At 41.8% G+C, this 19086-nt stretch carries 12 protein-coding genes; 11 read left to right on the plus strand and 1 reads right to left on the minus strand.

Annotation, left to right across the window (positions count from 1 at the left end):
* The first annotated feature begins 15 nt into the window (after window positions 1–15).
* Entirely contained in the window at window positions 16–1683 is a 1668-nt protein-coding gene (locus FLM47_RS15665) for an RluA family pseudouridine synthase (protein WP_178956888.1), read from the plus strand.
* Window positions 1684–2028: 345 nt separating this feature from the next.
* Here FLM47_RS15665 and FLM47_RS15670 read toward each other — a convergent pair whose 3' ends face one another.
* Window positions 2029–2442 (minus strand): hypothetical protein, encoded by a 414-nt coding sequence (locus FLM47_RS15670; RefSeq protein WP_054201343.1) that lies wholly within the window; start codon window positions 2440–2442, stop codon window positions 2029–2031.
* Between the two features lie 236 nt (window positions 2443–2678).
* Between FLM47_RS15670 and FLM47_RS15675 the strand changes: the two genes are divergently transcribed.
* From FLM47_RS15675 to FLM47_RS15720, 10 genes are all read left to right on the plus strand, one after another.
* Complete coding sequence (locus tag FLM47_RS15675; protein WP_178956889.1) at window positions 2679–5030, plus strand: TonB-dependent siderophore receptor; 2352 nt, start codon at window positions 2679–2681, stop codon at window positions 5028–5030.
* A gap of 17 nt (window positions 5031–5047) precedes the next feature.
* The gene (locus FLM47_RS15680) at window positions 5048–7201 is read left to right on the plus strand and encodes an FAD-dependent oxidoreductase (RefSeq protein ID WP_178956890.1); all 2154 of its coding nucleotides are present in this window, start codon (window positions 5048–5050) and stop codon (window positions 7199–7201) included.
* Between the two features lies 1 nt (window position 7202).
* Window positions 7203–8009, plus strand: coding sequence for a DUF547 domain-containing protein (locus FLM47_RS15685; RefSeq protein WP_178956891.1), 807 nt, complete (start codon window positions 7203–7205; stop codon window positions 8007–8009).
* Complete coding sequence (locus tag FLM47_RS15690; RefSeq protein WP_178956892.1) at window positions 7996–9273, plus strand: ABC transporter substrate-binding protein; 1278 nt, start codon at window positions 7996–7998, stop codon at window positions 9271–9273. The genes FLM47_RS15685 and FLM47_RS15690 overlap by 14 nt, the downstream gene beginning before the upstream one ends.
* Window positions 9270–11024, plus strand: a complete 1755-nt coding sequence (locus FLM47_RS15695; protein ID WP_178956893.1) for an ABC transporter permease — start codon at window positions 9270–9272, stop codon at window positions 11022–11024. The genes FLM47_RS15690 and FLM47_RS15695 overlap by 4 nt, the downstream gene beginning before the upstream one ends.
* 22 nt (window positions 11025–11046) lie before the next feature.
* Entirely contained in the window at window positions 11047–11685 is a 639-nt protein-coding gene (locus FLM47_RS15700) for an ATP-binding cassette domain-containing protein (RefSeq protein ID WP_178956894.1), read from the plus strand.
* 27 nt (window positions 11686–11712) lie between these two features.
* Complete coding sequence (locus FLM47_RS15705) at window positions 11713–12357, plus strand: CDP-alcohol phosphatidyltransferase family protein (protein ID WP_178956895.1); 645 nt, start codon at window positions 11713–11715, stop codon at window positions 12355–12357.
* Window positions 12350–13138, plus strand: a complete 789-nt coding sequence (locus FLM47_RS15710; protein ID WP_178956896.1) for a sterol desaturase family protein — start codon at window positions 12350–12352, stop codon at window positions 13136–13138. Before FLM47_RS15705 ends, FLM47_RS15710 begins: the two co-directional genes overlap by 8 nt.
* A 270-nt stretch (window positions 13139–13408) precedes the next feature.
* Window positions 13409–16063, plus strand: a complete 2655-nt coding sequence (locus tag FLM47_RS15715) for a glycoside hydrolase family 16 protein (protein WP_178956897.1) — start codon at window positions 13409–13411, stop codon at window positions 16061–16063.
* Window positions 16064–16137: 74 nt separating this feature from the next.
* A complete protein-coding gene (locus FLM47_RS15720; protein ID WP_178956898.1) occupies window positions 16138–19083 on the plus strand; it encodes a TonB-dependent receptor in 2946 nt (981 codons plus the stop codon).
* Window positions 19084–19086 lie beyond the last annotated feature (3 nt).

Raw genomic sequence — 19086 nt, forward strand, 5'->3', positions numbered from 1 at the left:
AATCACACTATTGCCATGTCAAACCCTGCTAGCTGCTTTACCACTTTTAATGAAAACATAGATAACCTTGCACTGCCTGAGCAGTTTACGTTTCCCTTTTATTATAAACCTCATCCGCAGGCCGTTGCCGCTGCAAAACAATTACAACAACAATTAAAAAAGCTAGATAAGGCTATTTTAGATACAGATGATATTGATGCCGGTAAAATGTTTGGCGTATTGGTTGTTCAAGATGAGTCGCAACAGCTAGGCTTTATTAGCGCCTATTCGGGGCAAATAGCGGGGATAGATGAGCAACTGCATTTTGCGCCAAATGTGGCACTTAAACATATAGACGATGCAGAATTTAGTCAGCAGAGCCAAGTGATTAACGATATTAATGCGCAAATTACAGCCTTGCAAAACAGTGATAATTATCAACAAATTGAGCAACAGTTAGTGACTACTCGCCAACACTATGAGCAACAACTTGTAGCCAAGCAGCAAGCAATGCAAGTAACTCGAAAACAGCGAAAACAGCAACGGCAAGCCGCCGGCGAACAACTCAATAATGATGAGTTTGAAAAACTGAAGAACCAATTAGCTGGGCAGAGCATTGTTGAGAAAAAACAACTACAAGCATTAAAGCAACAGTGGCAAACACGCATTGCAGCGCTTGAACAAGCACAACTAACAATAGATGATGAAATTAACGGATTAAAAAAACGCCGTAAAGTACTCTCTAAAAATTTACAAAAAAAGCTATTCGCTCAATACCAGTTTTTAAATGCAAACGGCGAAGTGACCGATTTGAATGCCATTTTTGCCAAACTGCCCGAACACACACCGCCTTCAGGTGCGGGAGATTGTGCAGCGCCAAAATTATTACAATATGCTTATAAACATAATTTAAAGCCTCTGGCTATGGCCGAATTTTGGTGGGGCGCACCGCCAAAATCGGCAATAAGACATCATTTACATTATTACCCTTCGTGCTACAGCAAATGCCAGCCTATTTTAGGACATATGCTAGAGGGGTTAAATGTTGAAGACAACCCGCTCTTGGTCAACCCTGCACAGGGTAAAGACCTAACAATTGTTTATCAAGATGATGATTTGTTGGTGGTAAATAAACCTGCTGAATTTTTATCTGTGCCAGGCATTAATATTGACGATTCGGTATATATGCGAATCAAAACTCAGTTCCCACACGCTTCGGGGCCACTTATTGTGCACCGATTAGACATGTCGACTTCAGGGCTGTTAATGATTGCGTTAAATAAACGGGTGCATAAAGCACTGCAAAAACAGTTTATAGAGCGTAGTGTAGAAAAACGTTATGTTGCTTTAGTGGCGGGTAATATTGCTGCTGAAAGTGGCACTATAGAGCTACCTTTAGTGCTTGATTTTGATGACAAGCCACGGCAAATGGTGTGTTACAAAACGGGGAAGCCGTCATTAACAACATGGCAGGTACTGGAACGTAAAAATAATACTACCCGCTTACAACTCTATCCAAAAACAGGACGTACTCATCAATTGCGTGTTCACTGTGCCCACCACTTGGGGTTAAATACACCCATTGTGGGCGACACCCACTACGGTGAAAAATCAGACCGACTACATTTGCATGCCGAGTATTTAGCTTTTACCCATCCTATTAGTCATGAACGATTAGAATTTGAAGTAGCCGCTGATTTTTAAATCTTCGCTGCTTTTAGTTGTATCGGATTCTAAAACAGTGCCATTTTTTCATATTGCAAAGTAGGTAACTTTTACCGTTGCAATATAGAAAAAATTACCTGCATTATGCAAAGCCACAATCCAAACAATATAAATATCTATAAAATTCATACTGTTAAAAATTGGCATTAGCTTTGCTTTTATTATTGTACGTATTTATTAAAGCAACTTAAAGCATCAATAAGTGCTTTTAGTCACACACAGTAAATGGCTTGCTAACCGCTTACTGTGCTCAACAGAACTTCCTACACTCCCTGTGTACTTTATTGGTTATAGGCTAACGCTTATAACCATTTTTTTTGCTTATTATTTAACGGTAAATTTTACGTCTTGATCGCGTAATAAATAAAGCGCAAAACACGCAGCCCACATCGGCCATGCTGCAAAAAACAGTAAATTATTAAAGCCATCAATGTACTGGTTGTAAGAAGACAGCGTTGATAGTCCATGCATTATAAAAATAACACCGTAAGTAATACGTTTTTTAAAACCGACTAAAAATGCTATTACTAATAATAATTGCAGTGCACCTAAAATATAAGCAATAGTATCGGTAGAGCCACTGATCCCATAAAAATGTTCAAAAATACGGGCGCTATGCCCCGGATTTACAAATTTATCTAGTGTCCACATTACCATCACAATAAACACCCCTAAGCGCAGCGATAAAAGCGACCATTGCAAACGAGTTTGTACATCTGTATTGATCGAATCTGTCATAGAATTTCCTTAAAAAAGATATAAATAAACTAATTGGCAAGTAAGACCGTATAATCGTTTTTTTATTTTCAAATAATTAAAATTAAACCTAAACTAATCTTAAGTTGATTTGTTTAAAGGCACTATTATCTAAGCGCTAAGATAAAAAATAAAAATTTTTAGCAATTGATTGAAAGATATTTTTACCTGTCTTGGTCTTTTGTGTACATCAACATATAAAAATAGAGAAACACGATTTGAAATACACGTATTTAGCTTTAACCCTCGCCCCCCTGTTAAATGTAGCATTAGCTGCTCAGGCTAATGAAACAACTAGCTCTGACCCCATTGAGCGAATTGAGGTGGCAGGTCAAGCGCTTAAATCTAAAAACCTCTCTATTAAAAACACCACAGTAAACGGCCCTTTTGGCGACAACCTGGCTTTACAAGACATAGCTCGCTCTGTGACGCCTATCTCTAAAGACTTAATTGAGCAATTAAATATAACAACATTGCACGATGTGCTCGCTGTAAGTCCTAATACATACGCGGCCAGTGGTTTTGGTGCACCAAGCTTACCGACGATCCGCGGCCAGTTAGGTGAGTTATTTCAAGATGGTACTCGACGTCAAGCAGGTAATAATGGTTTTGGTGTGCCGTTGTCGTTTAATGCGATAGAACAAATCGATGTGGTTAAAGGCGCACCACCTGTATTGTTTGGTTCAAGCCAACGTAACGGTGGCTTTGTAAACTTACACTCTAAAACAGCGTCAACTGATCAGCGCAAAGGCAATGTGAAGTTGTCTGCAGGCAGTTGGGATAAGTATAGTGCCCAAGTAGATTACAACGCACCGATTGTTGAGGATAAAATTGGCTTACGTGTTAGCTATGAACATATTGATCAGGGTAGTTATTATGACTATTCAGCCACACAAAGTGATAGCTTGTTTGCGGCATTAAAAATTTTACCGGATGATAAAAGCAGTTGGGACATTAACTTTGAACTGTACCAAACAGAATTTACCGATAACGCCGGTATAAACCGCCCTACCCAAGCGCTTATCGATCATAATCTTTACATTACTGGTCAAGGGTTACAAGCGAATGGCAGCACAGTGCCTAGCGCAGGCTCTATTATATCGCCTACAGGACAAGTCAAAATAGATACCAGCCGTGTGCTTACCGATCCTGATAATCTCAATCAAGCAACCACTTATTTAGTTCACAGTATTTATAAGCGCGCACTGTCTGATGTAATGTCGATTAAGAACATTAGTTACTTTCAACATTTGCAGCGCGAAGAAATAGCACAAAATAGTTTTGTTGAAATAATTGATGGTGCCGATACCGCACAAAACCGCACTGAACTTACGTATCAATGGAGCGATGAGCAGCAAACCTTATTTGCTGTTGATGTTCGTTATAATAAAGTATTGGGTTACAGCCAGTTTACTACTGAAGCCGACACACCTATTGATTTAACTGGCCCACTTTCAAACCGCCGCATTCCATTAACTGATACTCAAAAAGCACGTTTGGTAGAGCTACGTTCTGGTGTATATGTATCCCCTGGTGGTCAGTACGATATTAACAATGATGGCAGTGGTGATTTTAATTTATCAGATACGACAGACTCACGCTCATGGCAAACCGGCATTGCCATTCAACAAGACTCACAATGGACTGACAGCTTACGCACCAGTGCTGGCTATCGTGTTGATTACTATGATGTAGAAGCACGCGACCCCATTGCGCCTCAAGGTCAAATAGCGGCTAGTGATAGCATAAATGATACACTGCAATCAGCGCAGCTGAGCGTTAATTACTCAGTTAATGACGATTTAACCACTTATGCGGCAGCAAGTTATAACGAAGCCACCTCTAACAGCATGGCCGGCGGCAATACGTTAGGTGGTGACAATACAATTAGCGCACAAAATTTTGCTACGGAAAATACTTTAGTCGAGTTTGGCGTGAAATATGCGCCAACACAAAGCGACTGGTATGCAGATGCTGCTGTATTTAGCCAACGCCGCAGCTTACGTAATCGCGATGGTAGCAATACTGGCATTCGTACAACCGGATTCGAAAGCCAAGTATTTTACGACGCTTACCCTTACTGGGTAAGCGCAGGCTACAGTTACATTGATGCCCGTTATGATAACTCTGCGACAGGCCAAGACTCAGCTCAAATAGCCGATGCGTTTGATAATTCGCGTCCCGATATTATTGCGGGTAACAGCATTGGTGCACCAAGTTATACAGCTTTTGCTCCCTCAAACCGTCAAGTACAAGGGATCCCAGAGCAATCGTTAAGCTTAAACGCTAACTATACAATTACTTCTCAGTGGCAAGCTGGATTTTCTGCCCTGTATACTAAAAGCTACCCATTGGATTTTTTGGCTACCGTATACATTCGCGATCAGCACACCTTAAATGTTAATACCAGCTATGCGTTTACCTCAGCAACTAAATTGAGGCTTGATGTAAATAATATTACCGATCAGCAAAACTGGCGCCCTGTATTTGAAGGCGGTTATTTTGGCGCGACACTCGCGTTCCCAGAATTACCAATTAACGCTAAGCTCACGCTTACCCATAACTTTTAAACCGTTTGAGAGATAGCATGTTAAAAAAATTAAGTTTGTTATTACTGGCGGCGATAGGTGTCGGCTTATTCTTTTTTTATGACCTAAACCAGCTTCTTACCCTTGACGGGCTAAAAGGGTCAATGGCGCAATTTGATCAGTACAAAGCCCAATCACCGTTTTTGGTGATCGGAGGGTTCTTTTTACTTTATATATTAGTGACCGCGCTATCACTGCCCGGTGCAGCTATTTTAACGCTAGCCGCAGGTGCATTATTTGGTTTGGCGCAAGGTCTATTAGTTGCCTCGTTTGCCTCAAGCATTGGTGCTACGTTGGCATTTTTAGTGTCACGTTATTTATTGCGCGATACCATAAAAAAACGCTTTCCTGAACGTTTAGCCGCTATAGATACTGGGGTTGAAAAAGAAGGCGCATTTTACTTATTTACGCTGCGCTTAGTGCCTGTTTTTCCGTTCTTTTTAATTAATTTATTAATGGGTTTAACCGCTATTAAGTCATGGACTTTTTACTGGGTAAGCCAAGTAGGCATGCTGGCGGGTACCTTTGTATTTGTAAACGCAGGTACGCAACTTGCGCAAATAGAGAGCTTATCTGGCATTTTATCGCTGGATTTAATTTTATCGTTTGCGTTATTAGGGGTATTCCCGTTAATTGCAAAAAGCCTAATAAATGCAATAAAAAAACGTCGCGTATACAAAAATTACACTAAACCTAAAAAGTTTGACCGTAACATGATTGTTATTGGCGCAGGTGCTGGCGGCTTAGTGACAAGCTACATTGCAGCAGCAGTTAAAGCCAAAGTAACCCTAATTGAAGCCGGCGAAATGGGTGGCGACTGTTTAAACTACGGGTGTGTGCCAAGTAAAGCCGTTATTAAAAGCGCTAAAATTGCTGAGCAAATTCGCCACGGTGAACACTACGGCTTAGAAAACATGGCACCGCAGTTTTCGTTTAAAAAAGTAATGGCACGTGTACATAAAGTAATTGCCGACATCGCCCCGCACGATAGCGTTGAGCGCTACACAAACCTTGGTGTAGATGTTGTAAAAGGCTACGGTAAATTATTAGACCCGTGGACTGTAGAAATTAAACTTAACGATGGCGGCACGCAAACACTCACAGCCCGTACTATTGTTATTGCCACTGGTGCACGCCCATTTGTACCGCCATTACCTGGTATTGAAGAAACAGGCTATGTAACAAGCGATACATTATGGACTAAATTTGCTGAGCTTGAAGAAGCCCCTAAAAAGCTTGTTGTACTTGGCGGTGGTCCAATTGGGTGTGAACTTGCACAAAGTTTTGCACGCTTAGGCTCAAATGTTTCGCAAATTGAAATGGCTGAACGCATTATGATCAAAGAAGACTTAGAAGTGTCTACCTTTGCTCACGAAGCGCTGACAGAAAGTGGCGTAAACATTTTAACCTCGCATCAGGCACTACGCTGTGAAGCGCGCGACGGTAAAAAATTCATTGTGGTAAAACATAACGATACCGAAATCGATATTGAATACGATGAACTACTATGTGCTGTTGGCCGAAGCGCTCGCCTTAAAGGTTACGGCCTTGAAGAACTTGGCATAGAAACTAACCGCACTGTAGTTACTAACGAATACCTTGAAACGCTTTACCCTAACATTTTTGCCGCGGGCGATATTGTAGGCCCGTATCAGTTTACACACGTAGCTGCTCACCAGGGTTGGTACGCAGCAGTAAATGGCTTATTTGGTAATCTTAAAAAGTTTAAAGTAGATTACCGTGTCATTCCGTGGACCACATTTATTGACCCTGAAGTAGCACGTGTTGGCTTAAACGAGCAAGACGCTATTGATAAAGGCATAGATTATGAAATCACTCGCTTTGAATTTGAAGAGCTAGACCGCGCCATTACCGACAGCGCAACCAAAGGCTTTATAAAAGTAATTACCCCTAAAGGCAAAGACAAAATACTCGGTGTTACAGTGGTATCTGAGCACGCTGGCGATTTAATAGCTGAGTTTGTACTGGCAATGAAACACGGTTTAGGCCTTAACAAAATACTAGGTACAATTCATAGCTACCCTACGTGGGCTGAAGGTAACAAGTACGCAGCAGGCGAGTGGAAACGCGCTCATGCACCAGAAAAAGTACTTAACATGCTTGAAAAATACCACGCATGGCGCAGAGGCTAATATGTTTAAAACACCTTTAAAAGCGCTATTGTTAGGGTCAGCTTTGCTTGCAACATCGTTTGCAAGCAAAGCTGAAAACATGCACGATAGCTGGGATGCGTTATTAAACAATCATGTTGTAGCTATTAACCATGGTCACAGCACTGAGGTTGATTATGCAGCAATTAAAGCTAAGCACAGTGAGCTTAAAAGCTATTTAGATTCGTTATCGGCGGTTACGCAAAACGAGTTTGATATGTGGGAAAAACCAAAGCAACTTGCGTTTTTAATCAATGCGTATAATGCCTTTACTGTTGAGCTTATATTAACTAAGTACCCAGAACTTAAATCGATTAAAGATTTAGGCAGCTTTTTTAGCTCACCGTGGAGCAAAGAGTTTGTGCCATTACTTGGTAAAACGCGCAGCCTTGATGATATAGAGCATGGTTTAATACGTGGTAATGGTAAATATAACGACCCACGTATTCACTTTGCAGTAAATTGCGCAAGTATTGGCTGCCCTGCACTTCGTGAAGAAGCATACAATGCCACTGACTTAGAAAGCCAACTGCAAGAGCAAACGGTGCGTTTTTTATCAGATATGACTCGTAATATAGCGCAAGATAACACGCTAAGTGTGTCTTCAATATTTAAGTGGTACGGCGATGATTTTGAACAAGGCTTTAAAGGCGCCAATACGCTACAGCAGTTTTTTATGCAATACCCTAAAGCACTCAAGCTGACACCCGCTCAGCAAAAAGCACTTAAAAATAACAACATGAAAGTTAAGTTTTTAGACTACAACTGGGATTTAAATGCTCGCCAATAAATTTTGGCAAACATTATCGCGATACAGCTTATTCTGTGTCGCCTTTTGCATTTGCCTTGTTATTAGTTTTAAAAGCCTAGCAAGTACACAATTACAAAGCCGTTGGCAGCAAGTTGAAAAGTTAGGTAAAGACCAAAGCGTATATTTTTATGCATGGGGCGGCGATGCGCAAATAAATGCCTATATTCAGTGGGCGGCTGAGCAAGTAAAAGCTAAATATAACATTGAGTTAGTGCATGTAAAGCTTAGCGACACCAGCGAGGCCGTTAGCCGCGTACTCGCTGAAAAATCAGCAAACAATAACGATAAAGGCAGCGTAGATTTAATTTGGATAAACGGTGCTAACTTTGCCACCATGAGCGAGCACTCATTATTACTTAAACAATGGGCTAATAAGCTGCCTAACTTTAGCTATACCGACCCTAGCAATAACCCTGCGGTTAATTTTGATTTTGGAATACCCACTAATGGAATGGAAGCCCCTTGGGGTCAAGCATCGCTCACCTTTTACTACGACAGCTTAGCAATAGATGGCACTGCAAATAACACACTACCAACAACCCTAAACCAATTACTTAGCTGGAGCGCACAAAACCCAGGGCGCTTTAGTTACCCAAAGCCACCTGATTTTTTAGGAATGAGCTTTTTAAAATACGCGCTTGTTATGCTACATCAACAAAGCGATGACTCACTTAAAGCGCAGTTAAATCAGCTAGCTACTGCACAAAACACAGCTCAAATATTAAACCCGTTATGGAACTTTTTAAATAAGCTGCACCCAACACTTTGGCGCGGCGGTAAACACTTTATGCAAAGTGGTGCACAAATGCGCCGCTTAGTAGGCGACACCGAGCTAAGCATAGCGTTTACGTTTTCAGCGCCCGAAGTACCCGCCGCCGTTAAACGTTATGATTTACCAAAAAGTATTCGCAGTTATGCTATGCAAGATGGCAGTTTAAGTAACACCCACTTTGTAGCCATACCTTATAATGCAAGCCATGCACAAAGTGCGCAATTAGTGGCTAATTTTTTATTAAGTCCAAAGGCGCAAGCACATAAGCAAAAACCTTCAGTTTGGGGGGATAAAAGTGTATTGATTCAATCTACATTGAGCCAAAAGCAGCAAGCCTTGTTTAAAACGGTGGAACCGCATCCAAGCGCATTACCCTTAAATAGCATTAAACGCACGCTTAGCGAGCCACACCCAAGCTGGGTAAACGCTATTATGCAAGGTTGGCAAGCGCGTTTTGGAGTAAGCCAATGAGTGTTGTTTCTAATAAGTTAGCAGCGAGCTCAACACTTAAACCACACAAAAGCGCCGATATGTTTAGTAAATTAGTTAAATTAAGCCCACATTTTTTACTGGCATTGCTAATTTTACCGGTAATAGGTGGCCTAATCAGCGTGCTATTGCCCGCTTTTGGTTATGCACCAGTACTTGAGCATACAACACTTGGCCTACATGGCTTTACTATGCTTGTGCAAACACCCGGCCTAACACACATGGTTATGCTAAGTGTTAGCAGCGGATTAATAAGCACCTTACTTGCCTTTATCATTACGTTAATGATTTTAGCGGCATTTTTTAATAGCCCGTGGCTTAACCGTATTCAGCGTTTACTAAGTCCCATACTCGTAATCCCCCACGCAGCAGCCGCTATAGCCGTTGGTTTTTTAATTGCTCCTTCGGGTATGATCTCGCGTTTAGTATCGCCTTGGTTTAGTGGATGGGAACTTGCCCCTAACGGCATGTTTCCGCATGACGCGTTTGGTATAAGTATAATTTTAGGCTTAACCCTTAAAGAGCTACCTTTTTTACTGTTAATGGCGCTAGGTGTGCTTGCCCAACCTGAGCTTGGCAAAAAACTGCGCCAACAACATAAAGTAGCGCTTAATTTAGGCTACTGCCCTATGACTGCTTTTTTTAAAGTGATTCTGCCAAGCCTTTACCCATTGCTGCGCCTACCGATTTTAGCCGTATTGGCTTATGCCAGCGCAAGTGTAGAAATGCCACTTATTTTGGGGCCAAATACTCCACCCACATTGGCTGTAGCCATTATGCATTGGTTTAACGACGTAGATTTAAACCTGCGTATTAAAGCTTCTGCGGGGGCATTATTGCAGCTTGTACTTACTGGGGGTTTACTAGCTCTTTGGCTTGGCGGCGAAAAAACTATAAAAGCATTATTTAGTGATTTACTAACCAATGGCGAGCGAGAATATGGCGGTGTTTATTGGCAAAAAATAACGACCGCATTAACAGTATTTATAATTGGCTTTATTTTGCTCTCGTTAATTGGCTTAATTATGTGGTCGGTTGCCGGATTTTGGCGTTTTCCGGCGGCATTGCCCGATCAGCTCACGCTACTTCACTTTAAAAGTGCGCTAATGCAAATGCAAAGCCCGCTTTATAATACCCTTGCTATAGGGCTAGTTACTACGTTATTTGCCATTATTATTACCCTTTTGTGCTTAGAGTCAGAGCAGTTAAGTGCAAAACCCATGTCGCGCTTTACCAGCTTAATTATTTATTTACCGTTGCTTGTACCAAGTATTGCGTTTTTATTTGGCCTAGTGTGGCTGCAACAATTAGTAAATAACCAGGCCGCGTTTTTTAATGTGGTATTTACCCATTTATTGTTTGTACTGCCGTATGTGTTTTTATCGCTTGCGAGCAGTTATAGGCGATTAGACCCTCGTTTTGCTCATGTAGCAGCAAGCCTTGGCGCAACACCCTGCAAAGTGTTTTTACAAGTAAAATTACCCCAGTTATTTGCCCCTATTTTAATTGCGGCGGCACTTGGTTTGGCCATTAGCTTTGGCCAATATTTGCCTACACTTTTAGCCGGTGGCGGGCGCATAGCAACCATAACAACCGAAGCGGTCACCCTTGCTAATGGCGCAAGTAGGCGCACCAGTGCAGTGTATGCCATTATGCAAATGGCATTACCACTCATTGGCTTTATACTGGCGTGGGTTTTACCTAAGTACTTTTTTAAAAGCGCACATCGCTAACCCATAAATTAAAAGGTTTTTAATGCAGTCATCTTTAGAGATTAAAAATTGTGAGCTTTATCGTCAACACGAGCAATTACTAAGCTTAAACGAGCAGGTAAAAGGCGGCGAAATACTCACTATTATGGGGCCATCAGGCAGTGGTAAATCAAGCTTTTTAAATTGGCTTACGGGTACATTACCCAGTGGTTTTAGCGCAAACGGCGAAGTGTGGCTTAACGGTAAAAACATTAATAACTTACCCGCACATTTACGCCACATAGGCGTGCTTTATCAAGATGCGTTATTATTTTCGCATTTATCGGTAAGCGGTAACATTGCCTTTGCTATGCCTAAAGGCAATAAAAAACGGCGCCTTGAAAAAATAGAGCACGCCCTTGAACAGGTAGGATTAAAAGGCATGGCTAATCGCCACCCCGACAACCTCTCTGGTGGACAACAAGCCCGCGTTGCTTTATTGCGTATGCTATTAAGCGAGCCAAAAGCTATTTTACTTGATGAGCCCTTTAGCAAGCTCGACACCCAATTAAGAGTAGATACGCGCGAGCTAGTATTTAGCCAAATACGCGAGCATAAATTGCCCGCTATTATGGTAACCCACGATCATAGCGATGCAGAGGCCGCAAACGGCAAACTGATCACCTTAAATTTAGCCAAATAAACGCACAAAAAGTACAAGGCACCAAGCATGTTAGACAAATACATCACCCCAATAATAAAGCCACTGTTAACCCCCGTTGTAGCGTTAATGCACAAGCGCGGCATAACGCCCGACCAACTTACTGTGGCAGGCTTTTTAATAGGGCTATTAGCAGTGCCATTAATTGCGTATGAAATGTGGTACGCAGCGTTAACGGCTATTGCTTTAAATCGTATTTTAGATGGGCTAGATGGCGCATTGGCACGCCATGCAAATTTAAGTTCAAGCGCTGGCGGTTTTTTAGATATTACCCTCGATTTTTTATTTTACGCGGCAATTCCGCTTGGCTTTATTTTGGCAAACCCCGAGCAAAACGCCATTGCCGGGGCCGTATTACTGGCCACCTTTATAGGCACAGGCTCAAGCTTTTTAGCCTTTGCCATAGCCGCCGAAAAATTTAAGCTCGAAAAACCCCAGTTTAAATACAAAAGTTTTTACTATTTAAATGGTTTAACCGAAGGCACAGAAACCATAGCGCTATTTATTGCCTTTTGTATTTGGCCGCAGCACTTTGCCATAATGGCGAGTATTTTTGCCACTGCGTGCGCTATTACTATTTTTACACGTATACATGGAGGATATAACACGTTAAAACTCCAAGAAGCTGATGAGGTTACACAAGCCAATGAGTAATGAAATTTGGTGGCGTTTAGGGTTCTTTTTTAGCATTTTGGTTATTATGATGCTGCTAGAATCGCGTATGCCTGCGCGTAAATCGCCTATAAAAAGTAACACCCGATGGTTCGCTAATTTTGGACTGGTGTTTGCTTCATCACTAATTGCTCGCTTAAGTGTACCCATAGGCTTAACTGCCGTAGCGCTTTATAACCAAGAGCACGGTATCGGTTTATTTAATCAAATAGCCACACCAAGTAGTGTTGCTATTATTTTAAGCATGCTACTGCTTGATATACTTATATATTGGCAGCATAGGTTATTTCATAACGTGCCAATTTTGTGGCGTTTGCATCGTGTGCACCACGCCGATGCGCATGTAGATACCAGCACAGGTTTGCGTTTTCACCCTATCGAAATTGTACTCAGCATACTTATAAAATTGATTGCCGTTACCGCTTTGGGTGTACCTGCTATTGCAGTATTAATATTTGAAATTGCACTTAATGGATTAGCGCTATTTAACCACGCCAATATACGTTTACACAATGCAATAGAAAAACCACTTCGGCTTATCTTAATGACTCAAATACTGCATCGTATTCATCATAGCCAAAATCCCGAAGAAACAAATAGTAACTTTGGCTTTAGCGTAACTTGGTGGGATAGACTTTTTGGCAGCTACAAAACCAGCGCCACATTATCAGATAATAAACTAAACATCGGCTTAGCCCAATATCCCGACCCAAAACAAAACGCGTCCTTGTGGTATTTGTTAACGTTACCATTTAAAAAGTAGCAACTAGCCTAAACTAAGCAGAGAAATGGGCCTATTTCAGCTTAGTTTGTTACATTATCTAAGCTTTTGAGCTGCTACATTAACAAAAGCAGCTTATTTAAAGTAAACCAATTGTAAATTAAATAAACAAATTCTTGACCAAGTTTGAAATCCCCCATATCATTTGTAAGCGCTTACATTTATCACACACAAAAATGTAAGCGCTTACAAAATGACAAAATCAACAAATACACTATATTCTGACAATAATCAGTTGAACGGGGTTCAGTTATGAACATTGAAACAACACGCATTACTCGCCTTTTGGCTGCTATATCATTAGCGTCTTTGGCTGGCTGTGGCGGCGATGCTGCGACAACATCCAATTTTGAAAAAGTAGATCCTGCCCAGCCAGTTTCAGATTGGCAAATGGTTTGGAGTGATGAATTTGATGGCACAAGCATTGATACAAATAAGTGGAACTTTGAATTAAACTGCGCCGGCGGTGGTAATAACGAAAAACAATGTTACACCGACAGTGAACAAAATGCCTTTATTAAAGACGGTGCACTAAATATAGTCGCCCTACCTGCTGAAGAAGGTGCAGAAAAACCATACACGTCAGCCCGTTTAAATACCCGTTACAACGCTGACTTTACTTATGGTCGCTTTGAAATGCGTGCAAAACTACCGTCAGGTCAAGGTAGCTGGCCTGCATTTTGGATGATGCCAACCGACGAAGTATATGGCACTTGGCCGCGCTCTGGCGAAATTGATATTTTAGAAGCGGTAAATTTAAAAACAATCGCTGAAGATGGCACCGTTGAAGCAAATATTCATGGCACACTTCACTATGGTCGCGAGTGGCCAAATAACTCAAGCTCAGGCAAAGCTTATACTCTGCCTGAGGGAATGAATCCCGCAGATGACTTCCACACCTACGCTATTGAATGGCAAGAAGGCGAAATTCGCTGGTACGTAGATGGCTACTTATATGCCACACAACGTCGCTCTGAAGTTCGTTACAACTCTAAAGATGAGGCTGTTGGCCTTAAACATAAAGGCTGGTTTGCTGAATACTTTGAACAAGGTAATGGCGAACTTACCACTCACTGGGATAATGCCCCATTTGATAAAGATTTTTACCTTATTTTAAATAACGCCGTTGGTGGTGACTGGCCTGAAAATGTAAACAACTTAGGTGTTGACGCTGCAGCATTTGCAGAAGGTCAAAGCTTTGAGGTTGATTACGTACGGGTTTATCAATGCGCTGCAAATACTGACACAGGTAAAGGTTGTGAAACTGTGCGCCCAGGTTACGATAGCCTAGATGATGCACTTGTTGAAGGTAAAGCCCCTGTACCTACTCCACCAAGTGATGGCATTGCAAGAAACCTTGATATATTCAATGGCACATTAAACGCCAACTGGATCGCATGGGATTGTTGTGGTGGAACCACACCAGAAACTATAACCGATGCTGAAAAAGGTGACGCTATTAAGTTTAACATTAACGATAATAACGGTACTGTTTTAGGTTTTTCAACTCGTGGTGGTCACTTCCCAGATGATTTTACCGGCACCTCATCTCCATTTGACGCATCACTCCTTCTTGATCTAAATGGTCGATTAACTTTTGATATGAAAGTAGTAACGCCGCCAACATCTTCGACAACTTGGCTATTAAAAGCCGAAGCGGGTGATGGCGGACCTAATACAGGCGATGTAGCGCTTAGCGATAGTGTTGAAGGCGTAACACCGGTTACAGGCCAATGGCAAACCTATACATTTCCGCTTTCTCTACTACAAGAAAGAGGCTTAGATTTAAGTGCCATTGATGTATTAATGGTATTCCCAGCATGGCAAACTGGCGAAGGCGCTGAATATTTAATTACCAACGTGGCTATTGAGGGCGATGTAGGTGAATCACCATCAGTAGACTTATTTACAGATGGACAAAACTTAGATTGGCCGATGTGGGATTGTTGTGGCGGCTCTACTCCAACAGAAGTTATGGACGATGCAGAACACGGCTTAACCGCAGAATTCACTATTGGCGAAGCCCCCACTGTAATGGGCTTTAATACTCGTTCATCTGCTGGTGGTAGCGGTACTCCATTTGATGCAACCAGCATTTTAGAAAATGGTTTACTACAGTTTGATGTGAAAGTGATGTCAAACCCAAATAACCCAGATGCCACTTGGTTAATGAAAATAGAATCTAATGAGGGTGATACCGCGGTAGAATTACCATTAACAGATGCTGGCGATGCACCTATTGTAGGTGAGTGGAAAACTTACACCTTTACATTCGCTGACTTAGCGGGCGCAGGTTTAGATGTAAGTGCCATTGACGTAGTAATGATATTCCCAGCATGGGGCACAGGTGAAGGTGCGGTTTACCGTGTTGATAACGCTAAGATGTACGATCCTAGTGCATCAGCAGGCGATGAAATCACTATTTTCCAAAATACTGCCGCAGATATGTGGAGCATTTGGGACTGTTGTGGCGGCTCTACCCCAACAGAAGAAATTGACGATGCTGATCACGGTACTGTAGCTGAATTTGTTATTGGCTCTGCGCCAACGGTAATGGGCTTTTTAGCCGACGACGGTATCTCTTTCGATGCATCAGCAATACTAGCTAATGGCGTTGTGCAGTTTGAAATGAAAGTGGTAACCCCGCCAAATAATCCTGACGCTGTATGGACATTTAAAATTGAGTCAACAGGCGCAGCAACAGCGGTAGAGCTTCCTCTTTCACAAAGCGTTGAGGGGGAAGTACCCGTTAATGGCCAATGGCAAACCTACACATTTACATTACAGTCACTGTTTGCTGCCGGTTTAGACATTAGCGATATCAATGTACTTATGATGTTTCCAGCGTGGGGGACAGGTGAAGGCGCTGTTTACCGTATAGACAACGTGATTATCGCTAACCCGTAATCCCTAATTCAGTGGTAGGTAGTGAATTACAAGTACCTACTTACCGTAATAAATTAAGTAAAAGCAGAGCAATTATGAACACAAATAAGTTTAAAAAAAGCCCACTAGCGGCTTCTGTGTCACTTATCATCGCTGCAAGCACGCTGAATATCGCCCATGCAGCAGAACAAAATACTGTGGAACCTGAAATTGAAGTAATACAAGTTAAAGGTATTCGCGGTTCACTTATCCGCTCTATGGATATGAAACGCGATGCATCAGGGGTAGTCGATGCTATTTCTGCTGAAGAAATGGGTAAATTTCCTGATACTAACTTAGCAGAGTCACTGCAACGTATTACGGGTGTGTCGGTGAGTCGTGCAAACGGCGAAGGAAGCCAAATTACCGTACGTGGTTTTGGCCCTTCATTTAATTTGGTAACACTTAATGGTCGCCAAATGCCTGGAACGGGTAACTCACGTTCGTATAATCTGGAAAACATTGCCTCAGAAGGTGTTAGTGCCTTAGAAGTATTTAAAACTGCTCGTGCTGATGTGCCCAGTGGTGGCTTAGGTGCGACGGTTAACATTTCAACAACTCGACCTTTACAAAGACCTGGCCAGCATTTTTCGGCAACAGCTAAAGCTATTCATGATTCATCAAATGAAGCGGGTAGCGATGTAACTCCGGAAGTATCGGCTATTTATAGTAATACCTTTAGCGATGAAATGTTTGGTATTGGTTTTTCTTTTTCGCATCAAGAACGCGACTTTCAAAAGCAAAGCGCCAATATTCAAGGTTGGCAAGCAAATGTAGACCTACCTACTCTTGCTGAAGGTGATTTTATTGATCCACGCGCAGTAGATGCGCAAGGAAATCGTGTAGGTAATCACTTTTTTGCAAAAGACATGAACTACGCAATTGAAGATTTACAACGCGAGCGTACTAATGGGCAAATCACACTGCAATTTGCACCCACAGATAATTTTGTAGCAACCCTTGATTATACAGCAAGTGAGGCAACAACAGGCTCAGAAACCCTCGGCTGGGGTATTTGGAACGACTTTGGTAGCAACATTAATGGCTACGAGTTAGATGAAAATGGCACAGCTATTTATGCAGATATTAGTGGTAACGATGCATCATTTACCTCTAGTAAAAATACCACTGAAGTTAAGGCTCGTTCTATTGGCTTAAATTTAGATTGGCAAATTAATGAAACATGGCAAGTTGAGCTTGACTACCACGACTCTAAAAACGAGACAGATAACGGCGCAGACAAAGGTCTGGGTAGTGATGGGCAAGTTATTTTAGGTTCTGATCAGCTTGTAAATAAAATTTATGATTACCGCACTGGTGAAATTCCACATGCGCAAGTTAACTGGAAAAACGGTACTAGCGTATTAAGCCCTGGTGAAATTGATTCAAACTTTAGCCAGTTTATTCATTCACCTGGAGAATCAGATATTGAGCAGCTGCAATTACACACAACATGGATAAACGATAGTTTTGACATTGGTTTAATTGAAGTGAAGTTTGGTGGTTCGCGTACAGAACAAAATACCGGTGGTTATGAAGCATGGAGTGGCTTAGTTGGCGGCCCTGGTTTTAACCCTTCTTACACCGAGATATTCCCTGATGGTATGTTTACCCTTAATAACACTTCAGGACTATTAGACCAATTTGCTGGTGGTGGTAACAATTTACAACCTAACTATTATTATAGCTTTGATTTTGATGAAGCTGTAGCAAGACAAATGGCATACCTTACTGCTGATGTAACCGGTGGCGATGCCTATGCGCCTAATGCCTATCTTGATGGTATTGACAGTCAAAGCGCTGTTGAAGAAATTACCAACAGTATTTATGTTCAATCACGTTGGGAATTTGAAGTTAGCAATTACTACATAAAAGTAAATGCCGGCCTTCGTTATGAAGAAACCGATGTAAGTAGCTCTGTTCGTCAACGCGTTGAGCAACAAGTAAATTGGATAAGTGCTTCAGAGTGGATCACTCAATATGAAGCTGGCGGCGATGACAACTTCTTAGTTCAAGAAGGAAGTTACGATATTTTACTACCATCAATCGACCTAAGTGTTGACGTAACCGATGACTTAGTTGCTCGCGTATCATGGGGTAAAACTATGTCGCGCGCGCCATTGGGCGATTTAGCCGGTGGTCGTAGCCTTACAGGCAGCCCAAAACCGGGGGCACGAGTAGGTAGCCAAGGTAATACAGGATTATTGCCATTTGAATCAACAAACCTTGACCTATCATTAGAGTATTACTATTCAGAAGGCAGCTATGCATCAGTAGGTTACTTTAAAAAGGACGTTGATAACTTTATTCAAACCACCATTACTCCAACCACCATTGAAGGCTTACATGATATTTTAAATGGCCCACGCTATTTACAAGCGGTTAGTGATATTGAAGCTCGTGGTGATCAAGCAACAAGCGATGCTATTTTTGCACAAATGCTTGCTAATGGTGATGGCAATGCAAACGGCCAAATTGAACCAAATAGTAATGATCCACTTATTACTTGGAATATTAGCCAACCACAAAATACCGATAGTAAATCAGTCGATGGTTTTGAAGTAGCAGTACAACACTTAATTGGTGAGACAGGCTTTGGGGTCGGTGTAAATGCAACGTTTGTTGACGGCGATGTTGAATTTGATACAGACAGCCTAGACCAACAAGCTCCATTAACAGGGTTGAGTGATTCAGCTAACTTCCAAGCGTTTTACGAAAAAGAAGGTTTATCTGTAAAAGTAACTTACGCTTGGCGTGATGCATATTTAATTGGTGTAGGCCAAGCGCAAGGCTCTGCTGATGCACCACCACAATACGCCAAATCATATGGTCAATGGGATATGAGCGTAAATTATGACGTTAATGAAAATGTGACGGTATTCTTTGAAGGTATTAACCTTAATAATGAAACCGAGCAAGGGTATGGTCGTTACGAAGAGCAGTTCTTATTTGCTCGCCAGTATGGTCCACGCTACGCAATTGGCGCCCGTTATTCGTTTTAAACT

The organism is Pseudoalteromonas sp. Scap06, assembly GCF_013394165.1.
Classification (GTDB): domain Bacteria; phylum Pseudomonadota; class Gammaproteobacteria; order Enterobacterales; family Alteromonadaceae; genus Pseudoalteromonas.

What these genes read in the sequence shown, in the direction of transcription:
- FLM47_RS15665 (WP_178956888.1), top strand. Translation starts at nt 16, where the DNA reads ATGTCAAACCCTGCTAGCTGCTTTACCACTTTTAATGAAAACATAGAT.
- FLM47_RS15670 (WP_054201343.1), bottom strand. Translation starts at nt 2,442, where the DNA reads ATGACAGATTCGATCAATACAGATGTACAAACTCGTTTGCAATGGTCG.
- FLM47_RS15680 (WP_178956890.1), top strand. Translation starts at nt 5,048, where the DNA reads ATGTTAAAAAAATTAAGTTTGTTATTACTGGCGGCGATAGGTGTCGGC.
- FLM47_RS15685 (WP_178956891.1), top strand. Translation starts at nt 7,203, where the DNA reads ATGTTTAAAACACCTTTAAAAGCGCTATTGTTAGGGTCAGCTTTGCTT.
- FLM47_RS15690 (WP_178956892.1), top strand. Translation starts at nt 7,996, where the DNA reads ATGCTCGCCAATAAATTTTGGCAAACATTATCGCGATACAGCTTATTC.
- FLM47_RS15695 (WP_178956893.1), top strand. Translation starts at nt 9,270, where the DNA reads ATGAGTGTTGTTTCTAATAAGTTAGCAGCGAGCTCAACACTTAAACCA.
- FLM47_RS15700 (WP_178956894.1), top strand. Translation starts at nt 11,047, where the DNA reads ATGCAGTCATCTTTAGAGATTAAAAATTGTGAGCTTTATCGTCAACAC.
- FLM47_RS15705 (WP_178956895.1), top strand. Translation starts at nt 11,713, where the DNA reads ATGTTAGACAAATACATCACCCCAATAATAAAGCCACTGTTAACCCCC.
- FLM47_RS15710 (WP_178956896.1), top strand. Translation starts at nt 12,350, where the DNA reads ATGAGTAATGAAATTTGGTGGCGTTTAGGGTTCTTTTTTAGCATTTTG.
- FLM47_RS15715 (WP_178956897.1), top strand. Translation starts at nt 13,409, where the DNA reads ATGAACATTGAAACAACACGCATTACTCGCCTTTTGGCTGCTATATCA.
- FLM47_RS15720 (WP_178956898.1), top strand. Translation starts at nt 16,138, where the DNA reads ATGAACACAAATAAGTTTAAAAAAAGCCCACTAGCGGCTTCTGTGTCA.